The organism is Streptomyces sp. NPDC093109 (genome assembly GCF_040701725.1).
GTDB lineage: Bacteria > Actinomycetota > Actinomycetes > Streptomycetales > Streptomycetaceae > Streptomyces.
This window is the reverse complement of the sequence record NZ_JBFBEZ010000020.1, coordinates 60,292-77,698: the sequence shown is the minus strand read 5'-3', so window position 1 is coordinate 77,698 and position 17,407 is coordinate 60,292. Positions and strand designations below refer to the sequence as shown.

16 protein-coding genes are annotated in these 17,407 nt (G+C 71.3%); 2 read left to right on the top strand and 14 right to left on the bottom strand.

Annotated features, from left to right (window positions below):
* Window positions 1–355: 355 nt before the first annotated feature.
* The gene (locus AB0389_RS20525) at window positions 356–913 is read left to right on the top strand and encodes a GNAT family protein (protein WP_366396856.1); all 558 of its coding nucleotides are present in this window, start codon (window positions 356–358) and stop codon (window positions 911–913) included.
* Window positions 914–1,012: 99 nt separating this feature from the next.
* Here the strand turns inward: AB0389_RS20525 and AB0389_RS20520 are convergent, their stop codons facing one another.
* The 13 genes from AB0389_RS20520 to AB0389_RS20460 form a co-directional block, all read right to left on the bottom strand.
* Window positions 1,013–1,663, bottom strand: coding sequence for a protein-tyrosine-phosphatase (locus AB0389_RS20520; RefSeq protein ID WP_366396855.1), 651 nt, complete (start codon window positions 1,661–1,663; stop codon window positions 1,013–1,015).
* Window positions 1,660–2,307 carry an L-threonylcarbamoyladenylate synthase gene (locus AB0389_RS20515; protein WP_366396854.1) on the bottom strand — a complete coding sequence of 216 codons (648 nt, stop codon included), beginning with the start codon at window positions 2,305–2,307 and terminating at the stop codon, window positions 1,660–1,662. The genes AB0389_RS20520 and AB0389_RS20515 overlap by 4 nt, the downstream gene beginning before the upstream one ends.
* Before the next feature lie 158 nt (window positions 2,308–2,465).
* A complete protein-coding gene (gene prmC, locus AB0389_RS20510; RefSeq protein WP_181957515.1) occupies window positions 2,466–3,350 on the bottom strand; it encodes a peptide chain release factor N(5)-glutamine methyltransferase in 885 nt (294 codons plus the stop codon).
* 63 nt (window positions 3,351–3,413) lie between these two features.
* A complete protein-coding gene (gene prfA, locus AB0389_RS20505) occupies window positions 3,414–4,493 on the bottom strand; it encodes a peptide chain release factor 1 (protein WP_366396853.1) in 1,080 nt (359 codons plus the stop codon).
* A gap of 143 nt (window positions 4,494–4,636) precedes the next feature.
* Window positions 4,637–4,861 (bottom strand): 50S ribosomal protein L31, encoded by a 225-nt coding sequence (gene rpmE, locus AB0389_RS20500; RefSeq protein WP_114661809.1) that lies wholly within the window; start codon window positions 4,859–4,861, stop codon window positions 4,637–4,639.
* 186 nt (window positions 4,862–5,047) lie between these two features.
* A complete protein-coding gene (locus AB0389_RS20495) occupies window positions 5,048–6,151 on the bottom strand; it encodes an LCP family protein (protein WP_366396852.1) in 1,104 nt (367 codons plus the stop codon).
* 293 nt (window positions 6,152–6,444) lie between these two features.
* Window positions 6,445–8,571 carry a transcription termination factor Rho gene (gene rho, locus AB0389_RS20490; RefSeq protein WP_366396851.1) on the bottom strand — a complete coding sequence of 709 codons (2,127 nt, stop codon included), beginning with the start codon at window positions 8,569–8,571 and terminating at the stop codon, window positions 6,445–6,447.
* Window positions 8,572–8,974: 403 nt separating this feature from the next.
* A complete protein-coding gene (gene thrB, locus AB0389_RS20485; protein ID WP_114661803.1) occupies window positions 8,975–9,892 on the bottom strand; it encodes a homoserine kinase in 918 nt (305 codons plus the stop codon).
* A 269-nt stretch (window positions 9,893–10,161) separates the two neighbouring features.
* Window positions 10,162–11,247, bottom strand: a complete 1,086-nt coding sequence (thrC, locus tag AB0389_RS20480) for a threonine synthase (RefSeq protein WP_366396850.1) — start codon at window positions 11,245–11,247, stop codon at window positions 10,162–10,164.
* A gap of 7 nt (window positions 11,248–11,254) precedes the next feature.
* Window positions 11,255–12,556, bottom strand: a complete 1,302-nt coding sequence (locus tag AB0389_RS20475; protein ID WP_366396849.1) for a homoserine dehydrogenase — start codon at window positions 12,554–12,556, stop codon at window positions 11,255–11,257.
* Between the two features lie 112 nt (window positions 12,557–12,668).
* On the bottom strand, window positions 12,669–14,063 hold the full coding sequence (gene lysA, locus AB0389_RS20470) for a diaminopimelate decarboxylase (protein WP_366396848.1): 1,395 nt from the start codon (window positions 14,061–14,063) through the stop codon (window positions 12,669–12,671).
* A gap of 22 nt (window positions 14,064–14,085) precedes the next feature.
* The gene (gene nrtL, locus AB0389_RS20465; RefSeq protein WP_366396847.1) at window positions 14,086–15,141 is read right to left on the bottom strand and encodes an ArgS-related anticodon-binding protein NrtL; all 1,056 of its coding nucleotides are present in this window, start codon (window positions 15,139–15,141) and stop codon (window positions 14,086–14,088) included.
* Between the two features lie 722 nt (window positions 15,142–15,863).
* Window positions 15,864–16,355 carry a response regulator gene (locus AB0389_RS20460; protein WP_366396846.1) on the bottom strand — a complete coding sequence of 164 codons (492 nt, stop codon included), beginning with the start codon at window positions 16,353–16,355 and terminating at the stop codon, window positions 15,864–15,866.
* A 63-nt stretch (window positions 16,356–16,418) separates the two neighbouring features.
* On the opposite strand from AB0389_RS20460, the gene AB0389_RS20455 reads away from it, so the two are divergent.
* Window positions 16,419–16,808, top strand: coding sequence for a hypothetical protein (locus AB0389_RS20455; RefSeq protein ID WP_366396845.1), 390 nt, complete (start codon window positions 16,419–16,421; stop codon window positions 16,806–16,808).
* 178 nt (window positions 16,809–16,986) lie between these two features.
* Here the strand turns inward: AB0389_RS20455 and AB0389_RS20450 are convergent, their stop codons facing one another.
* Complete coding sequence (locus AB0389_RS20450) at window positions 16,987–17,367, bottom strand: MerR family transcriptional regulator (protein WP_366396844.1); 381 nt, start codon at window positions 17,365–17,367, stop codon at window positions 16,987–16,989.
* Window positions 17,368–17,407: the final 40 nt, after the last annotated feature.

Below are 17,407 nucleotides of genomic sequence, written 5' to 3'. Positions count from 1 at the left end.
ACCCCCTGGGCAACCCCCTCCCCCGGCCGCCCCTCCCGAAAAGCCGCACTTGCGCCGGAAGGGCAGGAGTCAAGGGCGGAGCGCAGCGGAGTCGGCGTAGCCGACGCGACGCCAGGAGCGCCCTTTACTCCTGTCCTGGAGGCGCGACACTCACAGCAGGAGGGGCGGCCCCCTTCCCAACAACCCGCGCCACCCACCCACCCCACTCGGCGTTCGTACGCACGCTCAGCACGTACGAACGAAGCGCGCGCGAGAGGGTCTTGACCAAGAACGGCCTTGTCGCAAAGACCGGGCCAAGGCGAACTTCCCGCCTGGACCCGGGTGTCCTTCCCAGCCTGGACTAGCATCTCGTGGCATGCATCCGGTCAATCGCCACAGCGCGCGTCTCTCGCTCCGCGAACTCACCACCGATGACGTGGACGCGGTCCTGTCCGTCTACGGCAACCCGGCAGTAACCGAGCATATGAGCTTCACTCCCCGCACACGCGAGGAGGTTGCCGGGATCGTGACACGCTCCATTGCCTCGGCGACCGGACTGCCCAGGAGTGAATACGCTCTCGGAGTCATAGACAGCGGAAACGACAAGCTCATCGGATTGGCCCGGCTCGCCTTGGATCCCCACCAACAACGCGCCGCAACAATCGGATTCGCACTGCGCCCGGAAGCATGGGGAGTCGGCTACGGGCGCGAGACGGTAAAACTCCTCCTCGCCCTGGCCTTCATGGACCTGGACCTCCACCGCGTATGGGCGGCCCGTTCCCCGAGCAATCACGCCTCTGCGAAAACACTCCTGGCCGCCGGAATGACCGAAGAGGGGCGCATCCGCGGGCACGTCCACGTGCGCGGTGCCTGGCGCGACTCCATTACCTACGGGATCCTCCGGGAGGAATGGCCGGCCGACGGATCCCCGTAGCCTGACTCGGCCCACCCGGCCGGTGGCCCGAACGCGGAACGGGGTGGGGCGCCCGCCCTCACCCCGCCCCTGCACCCGGCCCCTGCACCCGGCCGCCCGTCAAGACTCGGCCGGGACCCCCGTAAGCGCCGTCACCACCGGGTCCAGCGCCTGGTGGATCTCCTCGCCGATCGACCGGAAGAACGTGATGGGCGCGCCGTACGGGTCGTAGACCTCGTCGGCCTCGGCCGTGGGGGCGAGGAGCCAGCCGCGTAGCGCGGCTGCGGCTCGTACGAGGGCTCGGGCGCGTTCGACCACGCCCTCGTCCAGGGGGTCGGGCAGCGTGGCCGGGTCTATGGCGCGGACCAGCCTCGTGAACTCCTTCAGCGTGAAGGTGCGCAGCCCCGCCGAGTGGCCCATGGAGATCACCTGGGCGCGGTGGTCGCGGGTCGCGGTGAGGACGAGATCGGCGCGTATGACGTGCTCGTCGAGGAGTTCCCGGCCGACGAACCCGGTGGCGTCCGCGCCGAAGTCGGCGAGGACGGCCTCGGCGTTGGCCTCCATGGGGGCGCCCTCGTGCCCCCAGGTGCCCGCGCTCTCCACGATCAGCCCGCCGGGGAGCCGTTCGCCGAGGCGGACGCTGAGGGCGTGCCGGTTCAGCCGCTCGGTGATGGGCGAGCGGCAGACGTTGCCGGTACTGACGTGGAGGATGCGGAAGGGAGTGCCGGTGTGTGCGGTCTCCGCTATGCCACGCCCCTCAGGGGCGGTCAATTGGCCACCTCAAGGTCGGGTACCACCTTGCGCAGCTCCTCCGCGTCGAGGGCGCCGGCCCGCAGCAGCACCGGGACCCGGCCGGTGACATCGACGATGGAGGAGGGGATGTTGGCGGGTGTGGGGCCGCCGTCGAGGTAGACGGAGACGGAGTCCCCCAGCATCTCCTGGGCGGCGTCGCAGTCCTCGGGAGCGGGGTGTCCCGTGAGGTTGGCGCTGGAGACGGCCATCGGGCCGACCTCGGTGAGCAGTTCGATCGCGACGGGGTGCAGCGGCATCCGGATGGCGACGGTGCCGCGGGTGTCCCCGAGGTCCCACTGGAGGGACGGCTGGTGCTTGGCGACCAGCGTCAGGGCGCCCGGCCAGAACGCGTCGACCAGCTCCCACGCCTGCTCGGAGAAGTCCGTGACGAGGCCGTGCAGGGTGTTCGGGGAGCCGATCAGTACGGGGGTGGGCATGGTGCGCCCGCGGCCCTTGGCGGCCAGCAGATCGGCGACCGCCTCCGAGCTGAAGGCGTCGGCGCCGATGCCGTAGACCGTGTCGGTGGGGAGCACGACCAGCTCGCCGCGGCGGACGGCGGACGCGGCCTCGCGCAGACCCGTGGTGCGGTCAGTCGCGTCGTTGCAGTCGTATCGCCGAGCCATTTAACGGGCCTCCTCGTGCACATACACGGACGGGGTGTTCGAAGCGGAGAACGTCGAGAACATCGCGAACATCGAGAACATCGCGAAAGCGGAGATCCGGGACACGGCGGGACCGGTCCCGGAGGGAGAGGACGTACGAAAAAAGAGAACCGGCGTGCTCACGGCAGGGCCTTGCGCGCGGTCGCGAAGCGGGGGCGCTTGTTCAGGTCGGGGTGGTCGGCCGCGTCGGCCCAGCCGGCCTCCTCGCTGAAGATCCACGGCACCTGGCCGCCCTGCGTGTCCGCGTGCTCGATGACGACGAGCCCGCCGGGCCGCAGCAGCCGGTGCGCGGTGCGCTCGATGCCGCGGATGGTGTCGAGGCCGTCCTCGCCGGAGAAGAGCGCCATCTCGGGGTCGTGGTCACGGGCCTCGGGGGCGACGTACTCCCACTCGGTGAGCGGGATGTACGGCGGGTTCGAGATGACGAGGTCGACCTGGCCGTCCAGCTCGGGCAGCGCGCTCAGCGCGTCGCCCTGGTGCACGGCGACCCGCGACCCCGCCGCGTTCTTCCGGGTCCAGGCGAGGGCGTCCTCGGACAGCTCGACGGCGTGCACGCGCGAGCGCGGCACCTCCTGGGCCATGGCGAGGGCGATCGCACCCGAGCCGGAGCACAGGTCGACGACGATCGGTTCGACGACGTCCATCGCGCGTACGGCGTCTATGGCCCAGCCGACGACCGACTCGGTCTCCGGGCGGGGTACGAACACCCCTGGCCCGACCTGGAGTTCCAGATAGCGGAAGAAGGCGCGGCCGGTGATGTGCTGGAGCGGCTCGCGGGCCTCGCGGCGGGCGATGGCTTCCCAGTACCGGGCGTCGAAGTCCGCGTCCTTGACGCGGTGCAGCTCTCCCCGCTTGACGCCGTGCACGTACGCGGCGAGTTCCTCCGCGTCGAAGCGCGGCGAGGGCACGCCCGCGTCGGCCAGCCGCTGGGTGGCCTGGGCCACCTCCGCGAGCAGCAGGCTGCGCCGCTGGGAGTCGCTGGTCCCCCCAGAATGTGGCTGCACGCTGGTTCCTCCGGAGTGCGAGAGTCGGTCGCCGGTGGGTTGCCGGTGAGTTGCCGGTGGTGGTTACTGGGCGGCGGCGAGCTTCGCCGCCGAGTCGGCGTCCACACAGGCCTGGATGACGGCGTCCAGCTCTCCGTCGAGCACCTGGTCCAAGTTGTACGCCTTGAAGCCGACGCGGTGGTCCGAGATCCGGTTTTCCGGGAAGTTGTACGTACGGATCTTCTCGGACCGGTCGACGGTACGGACCTGGCTGCGCCGGGCGTCCGCCGCGTTCTTCTCGGCCTCCTCCTGTGCGGCGGCGAGCAGCCGCGAGCGCAGGATACGCATGGCCTGCTCCTTGTTCTGGAGCTGGCTCTTCTCGTTCTGGCAGGAGGCAACGACGCCGGTCGGCAGGTGGGTGATGCGGACGGCGGAGTCGGTGGTGTTGACGGACTGGCCGCCGGGTCCCGAGGAGCGGTAGACGTCGATACGGAGATCGTTGGCGTGGATCTCGACGTCGACCTCCTCGGCCTCGGGCGTGACGAGCACGCCGGCGGCGGAGGTGTGGATCCGGCCCTGGGACTCGGTGGAGGGCACGCGCTGCACGCGGTGCACGCCGCCCTCGTACTTCAGCCGCGCCCAGACGCCCTGGCCGGGCTCGGTGGCGCCGTTGCCGCCCTTGGTCTTCACCGCGACCTGGACGTCCTTGTAGCCGCCCAGCTCGGACTCGGTGGCGTCGATGATCTCGGTCTTCCAGCCGACGCGCTCGGCGTACCGCAGATACATGCGCAGCAGGTCGCCGGCGAAGAGCGCGGACTCGTCGCCGCCCGCGCCCGCCTTGACCTCAAGGATCACGTCCTTGTCGTCGCTGGGGTCGCGCGGGACGAGCAGCAGGCGCAGCTTCTCGGTGACCTCTTCGCGCCGCTTCTCCAGTTCCTTGGCCTCGGCGAGGAAGTCCGGATCGTCGGCGGCGAACTCGCGGGCGGTCGCGATGTCCTCCCCGAGCTGCTTCCAGGAGCGGTACGTGGAGACGATCGGGGTCAGCTCGGCGTAACGCTTGTTGAGCTTGCGCGCGTTGCCCTGGTCCGCGTGGACCGACGGGTCGGCGAGCTTCTTCTCCAGATCGGCGTGCTCGCCGATCAGTTCCTCGACCGCCTCGAACATTCGGGGGCTCCTGGTTTCTTACGTGCGGGGGGTGCGGCGGGGTGCGACCGGCCGCGGCTGCGGCGAAGGTGCTGCGGGACGCCAAAGCGCCGGTCCCGACGCCCCGGTCGATCGGGGCGCCGGGAACCGGCGCGGAAGGCTCGCTACTTCTTGGCGGCGGCAGCGGCCTTGCCGAAGCGGGCCTCGAAGCGGGCCACACGGCCACCGGTGTCGAGGATCTTCTGCTTGCCCGTGTAGAACGGGTGGCACTCGGAGCACAGGTCGGCGCGGATGGAGCCGCTCTCGATGGTGCTGCGGGTGACGAACGACGCGCCACAGGTGCAGCTGACCTGGGTCTCGACGTACGTGGGGTGGATGTCGCGCTTCAAGGGGTTCTCCTAGTTTCGGGAGGGCGCCGGGTCGCACGCGCGGAGTTGCTCGTACGTGAACCGGGGCCGACGTACCAGTCTGCCAGGACTGGCCGCATCTGCCCAAACCGGGGTGCGGCGGAAAGTATTCCCACAGGCCGGGCGGACAGTTCAGTCACCAGTTCAGTCACCAGTTCAGTGACCAGTTCAGTCACCACTGACCACGCTGTGTGCCGCGCCCTTGTCGCCCGCCGAGTCCCTGGTCACGGAGGCGGGGATCGGCTTGTCCTGCTTGAGGGCCGTCCAGACCTGCTGGGAGGCGGCCGGGAGGGCGAGGACGCGGTTCGGGTCGGCCGGGTCGTACCGTACCGGCAGGGTGATCATGTGGACGTCCTTGGCGCCGAGGTGCTGGAGGCCGTCCGCGAAGCCGATCAGCGCGTTCACCGAGGCGAGCTGCGAGTCCGGGGTGATCGCCTTGGTGGCGGTGTCGGCGAGGTCGTACAGCTTCTTGGGGCTGCTGAACACGCCGATGCTCTTGACCTGCTCGATGAGCGCCTTGATGAACGCCTGCTGGAGCTGGATACGGCCGAGGTCGCTGCCGTCGCCGACGCCGTGCCGGGTGCGTACGAGCGCGAGGGACTGTTCGCCGTCGAGCGTGTGGGTGCCGGCGGCGAGCTTGAGATGGCTCTTGGGGTCGTCGATCGACTGCGCGGTGGTGATCTTCACGCCGCCCAGCTCGTTGATGAGCTTCTTGAAGCCGGTGAAGTCGACCTCGATGTAGTGGTCCATGCGGATGCCGGACATCTGCTCGACGGTCTTGACCGCGCAGGCGGGGCCGCCGACCTCGTACGCCGCGTTGAACATCGACAGCTGCTGCCCCGGGATCGTGTTGCCCTTGCTGTCGGTGCAGTCGGGGCGGTCGACCAGGGTGTCGCGCGGTATGGAGACGACGCTGGCGGTCTTGTGGCCCTTGTAGACGTGGACGACCATCGCCGTGTCCGAGCGTCCGTTGGTGCCGTCGCTCTTGCCGTACGAGGCGTTCGCGCCGGCCCGGGAGTCCGAGCCGAGGACGAGGATGTCCTCCGAGCCGTTGTCGACGTTCGCGGGGCGGTCCCGGCCGAGCATGGCGTTGATGTCGACGCCCCTGATGTTGCCGTCGAGCTTGAAATAGACGTATCCGAGTCCGGACCCGCCGACGAGCACCAGCCCGGCCGCCGACCAGGCCACCACGGTCGCCGCACGGCGCCGTGCGGACGCCTTCCTGCGCCGTTGGCCGCTGCCGCGTATTCGGCCGCTGTTGCGGTCGCTCATGAGCTGTCCCTCTGCGTCTGTTGTCGTCCTGTGTTCCCCGGCTACCTCCTGCCGTGGTGGTGACGAGGCGCACTATGTCGCCACTTGTACAGACAGTGAAGCATCTAGAAGGGTTCCACAGCACTCGCTGGAGGACACCCCCGTGTGGGAAAGGTCTCCGGGCCGCAGACGGGTCCCAGACGGGTCCCAGACCGCCCCCGGACGGCCCCCGGACGCGCCCCGAACGCGGAAAATCCGCCCCGCGCCGGAGCGGCGGGACGGATTTTCCGTGCGGTACGGGGCGACGGAGCAGGTCAGTCGTTTCCGTTGCCGCCAGGGGTCGTCTTCTGGATCTGGAGCAGGAACTCGGCGTTCGACTTCGTCTTCTTCATCTTGTCGACGAGAAGCTCGATCGCCTGCTGCTGGTCGAGCGCGTGCAGCACCCGGCGCAGCTTCCAGACCACGGCCAGCTCGTCGCTGCCGAGGAGGATCTCTTCCTTGCGGGTGCTGGACGCGTCCACGTCCACCGCCGGGAAGATGCGCTTGTCCGAGAGCTTCCGGTCGAGCCGCAGCTCCATGTTGCCGGTGCCCTTGAACTCCTCGAAAATGACCTCGTCCATGCGGGAGCCGGTCTCGACGAGCGCGGTCGCCAGGATGGTCAGCGAGCCGCCGTCCTCGATGTTGCGCGCGGCACCGAAGAAGCGCTTCGGCGGGTAGAGCGCGGTCGAGTCGACACCACCGGACAGGATGCGGCCCGAGGCGGGCGCCGCGAGGTTGTACGCGCGGCCCAGACGGGTGATCGAGTCCAGCAGGACGACCACGTCGTGACCCAGCTCCACGAGACGCTTGGCGCGCTCGATGGCCAGCTCGGCGACGGTGGTGTGGTCCTCGGCGGGCCGGTCGAAGGTCGAGGAGATGACCTCGCCCTTGACCGACCGCTGCATGTCGGTGACTTCTTCGGGGCGCTCGTCGACGAGGACGACCATCAGATGGCACTCGGGGCTGTTGACCGTGATCGCGTTGGCGATGGCCTGGAGGATCATGGTCTTGCCGGTCTTCGGCGGGGCCACGATCAGACCGCGCTGGCCCTTGCCGATGGGGGCGACCAGGTCGATGATCCGGGTGGTCGTGACGCCCGGGTCGGTCTCCAGGCGGAGCCGGTCCTGCGGGTAGAGCGGCGTCAGCTTCTGGAACTCGGGACGGCCCCGGCCGGAGTCGGCGGCCATGCCGTTGGCGGAGTCGAGCCGGACCAGCGCGTTGAACTTCTCGCGGCGCTCGCCGTCCTTGGGCTGGCGCACGGCGCCGGTGACGTGGTCACCCTTGCGCAGGCCGTTCTTACGGACCTGGGCGAGCGACACGTACACGTCGTTCGGGCCCGGCAGGTAGCCGGAGGTCCGGATGAACGCGTAATTGTCGAGGATGTCGAGGATGCCCGCGACGGGGATCAGCACATCGTCGTCGGCGACCTGCGGCTCACCGGGACCGAACTCGTCGCGCCCGCGGCGGCCACGGCGGTCGCGGTAGCGCCCGCGCCGGCCGCGCCGGCCGCCCGCCTCGTCGTCGAAGTCGTCCTGCGGGCCGTTGTTCGGGACGCTCTGGCCGGTGTTCTGGCCGCCGCGGTCGCCACGGTCGCTGCGGTTGTCGCTGCGGTTGTCGCCGCGGCTCTCGCCCCGGCCCTCGCCGCGGTTGTCGCGCTGCTGACGGCCGGCGGAGCCCTGCTGCTGGCCGCCCTGCTGGTCGTCGCCCTTGCCCCGGCGGTCGCGCTGGCGGTCCCTGCGGTCGCCGCGCTCACGGTCACCACGCTCGCCGCGCTGGCCGCGGTCCTGGCGGTCGCCGCGGCGGCCGTCGGACTCGCCCTGGGCCGCCGCACCGGCGGAGACCGCGACAGCGGCCTCGGCCTTGGCGTCGGGCGCCGCGTCGGTCTTGGCGTCGGCGGGCGCCTCTGTCTTGGCCTCCGCCTTGGTCTCGGGGCTGCCGGCCTGCGCCGTGGCCCGGCGGCGGCGGCGCTCGCCCGCGGGCTGGTCGTCGCTGGCGGGCTGGCCCGGGATGTCGATCTGCTGCTGCGCCGTGGCCTGCTCGGCCTGGTCGGCCTTCGCCTCGGTGGCGGCAGCGGCGTCGCCCGTACGGGCCTTGGAGGTGGCGCGGCGCTTCGGCTTGGTCTCGGCGTCGGCGCCGTTGCTGTCGGCGGTCCGGGCGGCGGACGGCGAGCCGGCCTGCGCTTCCTTGATGACCTCGATCAGCTGGCTCTTGCGCATCCGCGCGGTGCCCCTGATGCCGAGGCCCGACGCGACCTGCTGCAACTCGGCCAGAACCATGCCGTCGAGGCCGGTGCCGGAGCGGCGGCGCCGTGCGGTGGTGCCAGTGGCAGCACCTTCGGCGGGCGCGGTGGTGTCGACACTGCTGTCGGCAGTCACGCCCATCAGATCGGTGGTGTCGCTCACGAAGGGTCCTTCCCTGGAGCGGACGTCGGCCTTCTGGCTCGGCGACCGGTTGTGCTGTCCGGCTGCGGTCCCATCTTGTGGACCGGTCCGGGGCGGTGGTCCCGCCGGGTACGGCGGAGAAATCTGCGAACGTGCAAAACGTGCGTACGTGCCATGGGTCCGGCCCTGGATCCCCTGCTCCGGCCCATCCATAGGGAGAACGAGGGGGGTCGCGCCGGTTCCGGTGCGTGCTCAAAACTGCTCAGGCAGGCTGCTCAGGCAGTTGGGGAGGCTCCCGGAAGAAGGGTGGTCCCGAATCGGGACACGAAGCACCGCGCCTGAAAGACGTCGGTTGCAGACTTGAGGTTAACACTACCGGCTCCAACAAACATTCCCCCTCTCACTCACCGGCAATCACATGGCTCTACGAGCCGAGCGGCAGAACGCTCGCTCCCGCGGCGTCGAGAGAGAGCCGGTGAGCGGCCCATCCCTCCCCCGCCAGCCGTACGACCTTGTCGGCCGCACCGTCCTCGACCAGCGCCAGGACCGTGGGGCCCGCGCCGGACACAACAGCAGGGACGCCGTCCGCGCGCAGCCGGTTGACCAGCGCAAGGCTCCGCGGCATCGCCGGCGTCCGGTAGTCCTGGTGCAGCCGGTCCTCGGTGGCGGGCAGCAGCAGTTCGGGCCGCCTGGTCATGGCCTCGACGAGCAGCGCCGCGCGGCCGGCGTTGGCCGCGGCGTCCACATGGGGGACGGTGCGGGGCAGCAGTCCGCGGGCGGTCTCCGTCAGTACGGCCTTGCCGGGCACGAAAACCACCGGAACGATGGAATCGACGGGATCCATCCTGATCGCGCGCGCGGCGCCACCGTCCATCCAGGCGAGCGTGAAGCCGCCGAGCAGACAGGCGGCGACATTGTCGGGGTGGCCCTCGATCTCGGTCGCCAGCTCCAGCAGCGCCGCGTCGTCGAGCCGGGCGTCGCCGCCTATGGTGACGGCGCGCGCGGCGACGATCCCGGCGCAGATCGCCGCCGAGGAGGAGCCGAGCCCGCGGCCGTGCGGAATACGGTTCGCGCAGACGACCTCCAGGCCGCGCGGCTGTCCGCCGAGCAGGTCGAAGGCGGTGCGCAGGGAGCGTACGAGCAGATGGTCCTCGTCGCGGGGAAGCGTCTCGGCGCCCTCACCCGCGATGTCGACGTGCAGTCCGGAGTCGGCGACGCGGACGACCACATCGTCGTAGAGCCCCAGCGACAGGCCCAGGGCGTCGAAGCCCGGGCCGAGGTTGGCGCTGGTGGCGGGGGTGCGCACCCGTACGGCGGCGGCGCGGAACGCGGGACCGGCCATCGCTTCGACGACTCTCCTTGTGCTGCGGATGGGTTCCCGCGCGAGGTGCGGGACATAGAAACGCCCGAGGGCGAACAGCGGTATCAACACCACGCGGCATATGCGGCGGGCGGGATTGAGTACAGCCTATCTAAGGTTGGTTCCGCCGCGACATAGGGCGCACAGGAGGCGCACGATGCGTGTCGCGGGGCTCCTGTGCGCCTTTGTCGGGTCTTGCCGTACTTCGGGCGGCACCGTATGTCAGCCGGTGCCGCCGTACGCCGTCGAGGTCAGGACGTGAGCCCGAGGCGCTCCGCCGCGACGGCCGCGTCGATCGGCACGGTGACCGGCTGGGGCGCTCCCGCGACCGCCCAGTCGGGGTCCTTGAGGCCGTTCCCGGTGACGGTGCAGACGATGCGCTGGCCCGGGTCGACCAGGCCCGCGTCGGCCGCCTTGAGCAGACCGGCCACCGAGGCGGCCGAGGCGGGCTCCACGAAGACACCCTCCTGCGCGGCCAACAGCCGGTAGGCGGCCAGGATCTGGCGGTCCGTCACCTCGTCGATGAGGCCGCCCGACTCGTCGCGGGCCGCCAGCGCGTACTGCCAGGACGCCGGGTTGCCGATCCGGATCGCGGTGGCGACGGTGTGCGGGTCCTTGACGATCTCGCCGCGCACGATGGGCGCGGAACCCGACGCCTGGAAGCCCCACATGCGCGGGGTGCGCGACGCGGGCCCGTCACCCGCGTACTCGGTGTAGCCCTTCCAGTAGGCCGTGATGTTGCCGGCGTTCCCGACGGGCAGGACATGGATGTCGGGGGCGTCACCGAGGGCGTCCACGATCTCGAAGGCGGCGGTCTTCTGGCCCTCGATCCTTACCGGGTTGACCGAATTGACCAGCGCCACCGGGAAGTTGTCCGAAAGTGAGCGTGCCAGGGTCAGGCAGTCGTCGAAGTTCCCCTCGACCTGGAGGATCTTCGCGCCGTGGACCAGCGCCTGGCCCATCTTGCCGAGCGCGATCTTGCCCTGGGGTACGAGGACGGCGCAGACCATCCCGGCCCGTACGGCGTAGGCGGCGGCCGAGGCGGAGGTGTTGCCGGTGGAGGCGCAGATGACCGCCTTGGCGCCCTCCTCCTTGGCCCGGGTGATGGCCATGGTCATGCCACGGTCCTTGAAGGAGCCGGTCGGGTTGGCGCCCTCGACCTTGAGATGCACCTCACAGCCGGTCCGCTCGGAGAGCACCTGCGCGGGCACGAGCGGCGTACCGCCCTCGCGGAGGGTGACCACGGGCGTCGTGTCCGTGACCGGCAGGCGGTGCCGGTACTCCTCGATGATGCCGCGCCACTGGTGGGTGCCCTCACGGGTGCCATTGCTGGTCATGGGTCCCTTACTCCCCTTCAACACGCATGATGCTGGCGACACCGCGTACGGTGTCGAGCTTGCGCAGCGCTTCGACGGTCCCCGAGAGGGCCGCGTCAGGTGCGCGGTGGGTGACGACGACGAGGGATGCCTCGCCGCCTCCGTCCGGCCGGCCCTTCTGCCGGACGGTGTCGATCGATACGCCGTGCTCGGCGAAGACCGTCGCGACCTGGGCGAGCACGCCCGGCTTGTCGGCCACGTCGAGGCTGATGTGGTACCGCGTCACCACGTCGCCCATGGGGCTCACCGGCAGCCGTGTGTACGCGGACTCGCCGGGGCCCGTCGCCCCGGCCAGCTTGTTGCGGCAGACCGCGACGAGGTCGCCGAGGACCGCGGAGGCCGTCGGCGAGCCGCCGGCGCCGGGCCCGTAGAACATCAGCTGCCCGGCCGCCTCCGCCTCGACGAAGACCGCGTTGTACGCCTCGCGCACGGACGCCAGCGGGTGGCTGAGCGGGATCATCGCCGGGTGGACGCGGGCGGTGACGGACTTGCCGTCGGCGGCGCGCTCGCAGATGGCGAGCAGTTTGACCGTGCAGCCCATCTGCTTCGCGGAGGCGAGGTCGGCGGAGGTGACCTCCGTGATGCCCTCGCGGTGTACGTCGTCGAGCCGGACCCGGGTGTGGAAGGCGATCCCGGCGAGGATGGCGGCCTTGGCGGCGGCGTCGAAGCCCTCGACGTCGGCGGTCGGGTCGGCCTCCGCGTAGCCGAGGGCGGTGGCCTCGTCGAGCGCCTCGGAGTAGCCGGCGCCCGCGGTGTCCATCCGGTCGAGGATGAAGTTCGTCGTGCCGTTGACGATGCCGAGGACCCGGTTGACGGTGTCCCCCGCGAGGGACTCGCGCAGCGGCCTGATCAGCGGGATGGCACCCGCGACGGCCGCCTCGAAGTACAGGTCCCGGCCGTGCCGCTCGGCGGCCTCGTACAGCGTCGTGCCGTCCTCGGCGAGCAGCGCCTTGTTGGCGGAGACGACGGAGGCGCCGTGCTCGAAGGCGGTGGTGATCAGCGCGCGGGCGGGCTCGATGCCGCCGATGACCTCGATGACCACGTCGATGTCACCGCGCTTGACCAGCGCGGTCGCGTCGGTGGTGATCAGCGCCGGGTCGATGCCCGCGCGCACCTTGGCGGGCCGGCGGACGGCGACCCCGGCCAGTTCGACCGGGGCGCCGATCCGTGCCGTGAGGTCGTCGGCGTGCGTCGTCATGATGCGAGCCACCTCTGAGCCGACCACACCACAGCCCAGCAGCGCCACCTTCAACGGACGCGTACGCATCATCCGACCTACGCCTTTCATCCAGCACAGCGGTTTCGAGCAGGAAGCAGTGCCAACCAGTCTCACTCACCGGACGGGACTTTCTGCCATTCGTCCAGATTGCGAGACATGAATTTCATTCTCCGACGTCAAGACGCAGCAGATCTTCCTCCGTCTCACGCCGGACGATCACCCGCGCACCGCCGTCCTTGACGGCGACGACGGGCGGCCGGAGCGCGTGGTTGTAGTTGCTCGCCATCGAGCGGCAGTACGCGCCGGTGGCGGGCACGGCGACCAGGTCACCGGGCGCCAGGTCGGCGGGCAGGAACGCGTCCCGTACGACGATGTCACCGCTCTCGCAGTGCTTGCCGACGACGCGGGCCAGCATCGGCTCGGCGTCGGAGCGGCGGGAGACGAGCGCGACGCTGTACTCGGCGTCGTACAGCGCCGTACGGATGTTGTCGGACATGCCACCGTCCACACTGACATACGTGCGGAGCCCTTCGAGCGGCTTGATGGTGCCGACCTCGTACAGCGTGAAGGCCGTGGGGCCGACGATGGCGCGGCCCGGCTCGACGGAGATCCGGGGGGTGGCCAGCCCGGCGGACTCGCACTCGCGGGTGACGATGTCGCTGAGCGCCTTGGCGATGTCGTACGGCTCGCGCGGGTCGTCCTCCGAGGTGTACGCGATGCCGAGGCCGCCGCCGAGGTCGATCTCGGGCAGTTCGACGCCGTGCTCGTCGCGTACCTCGGCGAGCAGCTGCACGACGCGGCGGGCGGAGACCTCGAAGCCCGCCATGTCGAAGATCTGCGAGCCGATGTGCGAGTGGATTCCGGTCAGTTCGAGGTCTTCGAGCGCGAGCGTCCGGCGCACGGCCTCGGCGGCCCGGCCGCCGGCCAGCGCGATGCCGAACTTCTGGTCCTCGTGCGCGGTCGCGATGAACTCGTGGGTGTGCGCCTCGACACCGACGGTCACGCGGATCTGCACGCGCTGGCGCCGGCCGAGGCGGCGCGCGGTGTGCGCGACCCGGACGATCTCCTGGAAGGAGTCGAGGACGATCCGGCCGACGCCGGTGGAGACGGCGCGCTCGATCTCCTCGTCGGACTTGTTGTTGCCGTGGAAGGCGATGCGCTCGGCGGGCATCCCGGCGGCCAGCGCGGTCGCCAGCTCGCCCCCGGAACACACGTCCAGGTTGAGGCCCTCCTCGTGCAGCCAGCGCACGACGGCGCGGGAGAGGAACGCCTTGCCCGCGTAGTACACATCGGCGTCGGCACCGAAGGCGTCCGCCCAGGCGCGGCAGCGTGCGCGGAAGTCGGCCTCGTCCAGGAAGTACGCCGGGGTGCCGAACTCCTCGGCCAGCCGGGTCACTTGGATGCCACCGACGGTGGCCACCCCGTCGTCGTCGCGGGCGACCGTACGCGACCAGACCTTCGCGTCCAGAGCGTTGAGGTCGGCGGCGGGCGCCGTGTAGTGGCCCTCGGGGAGTACGTCACCGTGGCGGGGGCCTGCGGGGTGTGCGGAACGGCTCATGTTTCGTGGCTCTCTCGGTCGTTCAGAGGTGTTCGGGTGCGTCGATGCCGAGCAGGGACAGGCCGCCGGCCAGCACGGCCCCGGCGGCGGCGGCGAGCGCCAGCCGGGAGCGGTGGGCGGCCGAGGGTTTCTCGTCGCCGAGCGGCAGCGGGGAGAGCGTCTCCTGGCAGCGCAGGAACGCCTCCGCGGTGTGTTCGAGATGGCGGGCGAGCCGGTCGGGCGCGCGGAGCCTGGCGGCGGCCTCCAGGGTGGCCGGATGGTCGCCGAGGGCGGTCAGCAGGTCGCTGTGGGCGTCCTCGCGCTCCTCGTAGCCGGGGGTGATGCCGAGGTGCGCGGCGTTCCGCGCGAGGGCGCGTGCGCGGGCGTGCGCGTAGCGCGTACGGAAGAGGGGGTTGGCGTCGCGCTGGACGAGCAGCGCGGACACGGCCGCTCCTCGGGCCGGCGGCACCGGCCCGAGGAGCGGCCGGTCGTGGGCGGCGGGCCGCAGCAGCGCCCAGTGCAGGGCGTCGGGGCCGAGGCGGGCGAGGTGGTCGCCGGGGGGCGCGGGGACGGGGCGGAGGGTCTCGGCGGTCTCGGCGGTGGGGGTGGGCGTCTCCACGACGGTGGCCGTCGCGCCCTGGGTACGGAGCAGGTCGACGACGGTACGGGTCCAGAGCGCGGCCCGCAGCTCGGAGGCGGGCGCGAAGGCCACGACCGTACCGGCGAGGGCGGCGCCGTGCCCGTACCGCGGCCCCTCCCGCAGGACGGTGCGGACGAGGTCGGCGGCGTCGTCGCGGGCGGTCGAGCGGGCGAGGGTGAAGTTGAGGAACCCTGGCCCGGTGATCTCGATCCGGTCGACGGCCCGCCCGACACCGGGATCGGCCGCGAGCCGGTCACGCAGCAACCCGGCGACCTCGCGCGGCGACCGCCCGGCCGGGCGCGCGAGCCGCAGGGCGACGCCGGTCGCGTAGTCCCCCGTACCGCCGGGCCGCGACCGCTCGACGACGACCCGCTCGGGCACGGGCCCGGGCAGGGCAGCATCCGCGACCGCACGGCACACGGCGTGCCGCACGGTTCGGGAGAGCTCTGCGGGGGTCACGGGACCAGCGTACGGGCGGAGGGGGGTGACCGCGCCAGCGAGTTCCGCGATGCGGTCGCCCCTGGCGAGGGGCCGTGGGCCTGGGCGGTTGCGGGGTGCGGCCGGTTCGCCCCGTGCCGGGGGCCGGGGCACTCCGGAGGCGCATCCCCGGATGCATGATTTACGCCGCGTGCGGCTTCGTCGGTCGACTGCGGGCGCGTTCAGCGGCACAAATCACGCTCTACATCCGGGGACGTCACCTCCTGCGACCCCGGCCCCCTCCGGTCGGTGGACGGCCGGTGCGCAAACGTCCGGGGTCCGGCCCGGTGGGTCTGTGCGGGCGGGTGAAGGGGGCACCGCAGGGGGTATGTGTCCGGACGTAAAGCGCGATTTGTGCCGCTGAGCGAGACCCGCGCTGTGTGTTCCGGCCCGCACGCGGCGTAAATCGTGCAGTCCGGGCATGTGCCCCCGGAGGGGACCCCGGCAACAACCCGCAGGTACCCACCGGGCCCAGCCCAAGACGGACCACGCCCCCCCCGCCGGGGCCACCCGCACGTACCCACCGGGCCCCGCCCAAGACGGACCACGCCCCCCCGCCGGGGCCACCCGCACGTACCCACCGGGCCCCGCCCAAGACAAACCACGGCCCCTCGCCGGGAGGCAACCCGCAGGCCCGCACCGGGCTCAGCCCAAAACGAACCACGGCCCCTCGCCGGGAGGCAACCCGCAGGCCCGCACCGGGCTCAGCCCAAAACGAACCACGGCCCCCCGCCGGGAGGCGTTCTGGGTGGCGGCCCCTGCGGGTTCTCGCGGCGTGAGAGGCGTCCGACGAGGCTGACCAGCTCCGCCGGTTCGAACGGCTTGGCCAGGAAGGCGTCGACCCCGGCGGTCAGGCCCGCTTCCACCTCGTGCTGCGTACAGGCGCTGATGATCGCGATGGGCAGCGGGCGCGTACGCGGGTCGGCGCGGAGCCTGGCGGCGGTGCGCATCCCGTCGAGCCGGGGCATGACCACGTCGAGGGTGATGACATCGGGGCGGACGTCGTGCACGACCTCCAGGCATTCGGCACCATCGGCCGCGGTCACGACCTCGAACCCCTCAAGCTCAAGGTTGACCCTGATCAGTTGCCGGATCACTCGGTTGTCATCGACAACGAGCACTCGGCCGGACGCCCCGGACACCACTTGAGAGTAGGTCCGATCCCACCGCCGCGTCCGGGTTTTGACCACTTCCACCCGGCGCGGACCGCGGACGCGCGCCCCTCCCGCCCCCGCACCTGCCTGGATACTCTCTCGGACATGGAGCAGAACGAAGTCGTCCTCAGGGCCATCGGAATTCTCACCCAGTCCGCCGAGTGGGTCAGGAGCGCCGGCCCGGAGGCGGAGCCAGGCGCCGGGGACCGGTCCGGCGCCGGGGACCGGCCCGCCGTGCCGGGGGCGGGCCAGATCGGCTCGCTGCTCGCGGAGGTCTTCCCGTCGTTCACGGTCTCCCCCGAGGCCACCCCGCTGGAGGCGGCCCACGCGGTGACGGAGGCGGCGCTGCCCGCCGTGATGCGGCTGATCGGCGCGTTCTCGTACGTATACGCCGAGCTGGCCCGGGTGCACGACAGCGGCCGTACGGACATCACGTCGGAGGAGCTGCTGCGGGAGCTGGCGCTGCGGATGCAGCGTCCGGCCGACGGGGCGTGAGCCGGCCCGCCGGCAGCATGCCCGCCGTTACGATCACCGCGCAGAGCAGCGGCGCGAAGCCCGTTGCCGGCATTCCGTCGCGCCTGATGAAGCAGTGAGCCGAGCACCCAGGTGATCGCGCCGGCCGAGAGGCCGAGCCCGGCGGCCTACGCGCCCGCGTCCACCTTTCCGTCCGCGTTTACCTTCCGTCCGCGCCCTTCGGCTGTACGGCGTCGAGGTAGGCGTAGATGGCGTCGCGGTTGCGGGCGAGGCACTCGACGCGCTGATGGATCCGTTCCGCCTCCTCGCGCAGCAGCGCGGCGGTCTCCGGGGTCAGGCACTCCGGGTGGAGATGGATCTGGTCCGGCCGGTTCAGGAAGGGGAGGATCCGGCGGATGATCTCGGTGGTGAGCCCGGAGTCGAGCAGCCCCCGGAGCTGCTGGACGCGGGGTACGGCGGCCTCGTCGTAGACGCGGTAGCCGTTCTCGGCGCGCTCGGGGTGGAGGAGGTCCTGCTCCTCGTAGTAGCGCAGCATGCGGGTGGGGACGCCGGTGCGCCGGGAGAGTTCGCCGATGCGCATAGCACTCCGCTCGTGGGATCCGTCCGGCGTTCGGCTCGTG

What these genes read in the sequence shown, in the direction of transcription:
- AB0389_RS20525 (WP_366396856.1), top strand. Translation starts at nt 356, where the DNA reads ATGCATCCGGTCAATCGCCACAGCGCGCGTCTCTCGCTCCGCGAACTC.
- AB0389_RS20515 (WP_366396854.1), bottom strand. Translation starts at nt 2,307, where the DNA reads ATGGCTCGGCGATACGACTGCAACGACGCGACTGACCGCACCACGGGT.
- prfA (WP_366396853.1), bottom strand. Translation starts at nt 4,493, where the DNA reads ATGTTCGAGGCGGTCGAGGAACTGATCGGCGAGCACGCCGATCTGGAG.
- AB0389_RS20495 (WP_366396852.1), bottom strand. Translation starts at nt 6,151, where the DNA reads ATGAGCGACCGCAACAGCGGCCGAATACGCGGCAGCGGCCAACGGCGC.
- thrB (WP_114661803.1), bottom strand. Translation starts at nt 9,892, where the DNA reads ATGGCCGGTCCCGCGTTCCGCGCCGCCGCCGTACGGGTGCGCACCCCC.
- thrC (WP_366396850.1), bottom strand. Translation starts at nt 11,247, where the DNA reads ATGACCAGCAATGGCACCCGTGAGGGCACCCACCAGTGGCGCGGCATC.
- AB0389_RS20475 (WP_366396849.1), bottom strand. Translation starts at nt 12,556, where the DNA reads ATGATGCGTACGCGTCCGTTGAAGGTGGCGCTGCTGGGCTGTGGTGTG.
- lysA (WP_366396848.1), bottom strand. Translation starts at nt 14,063, where the DNA reads ATGAGCCGTTCCGCACACCCCGCAGGCCCCCGCCACGGTGACGTACTC.
- AB0389_RS20455 (WP_366396845.1), top strand. Translation starts at nt 16,419, where the DNA reads ATGGAGCAGAACGAAGTCGTCCTCAGGGCCATCGGAATTCTCACCCAG.
- AB0389_RS20450 (WP_366396844.1), bottom strand. Translation starts at nt 17,367, where the DNA reads ATGCGCATCGGCGAACTCTCCCGGCGCACCGGCGTCCCCACCCGCATG.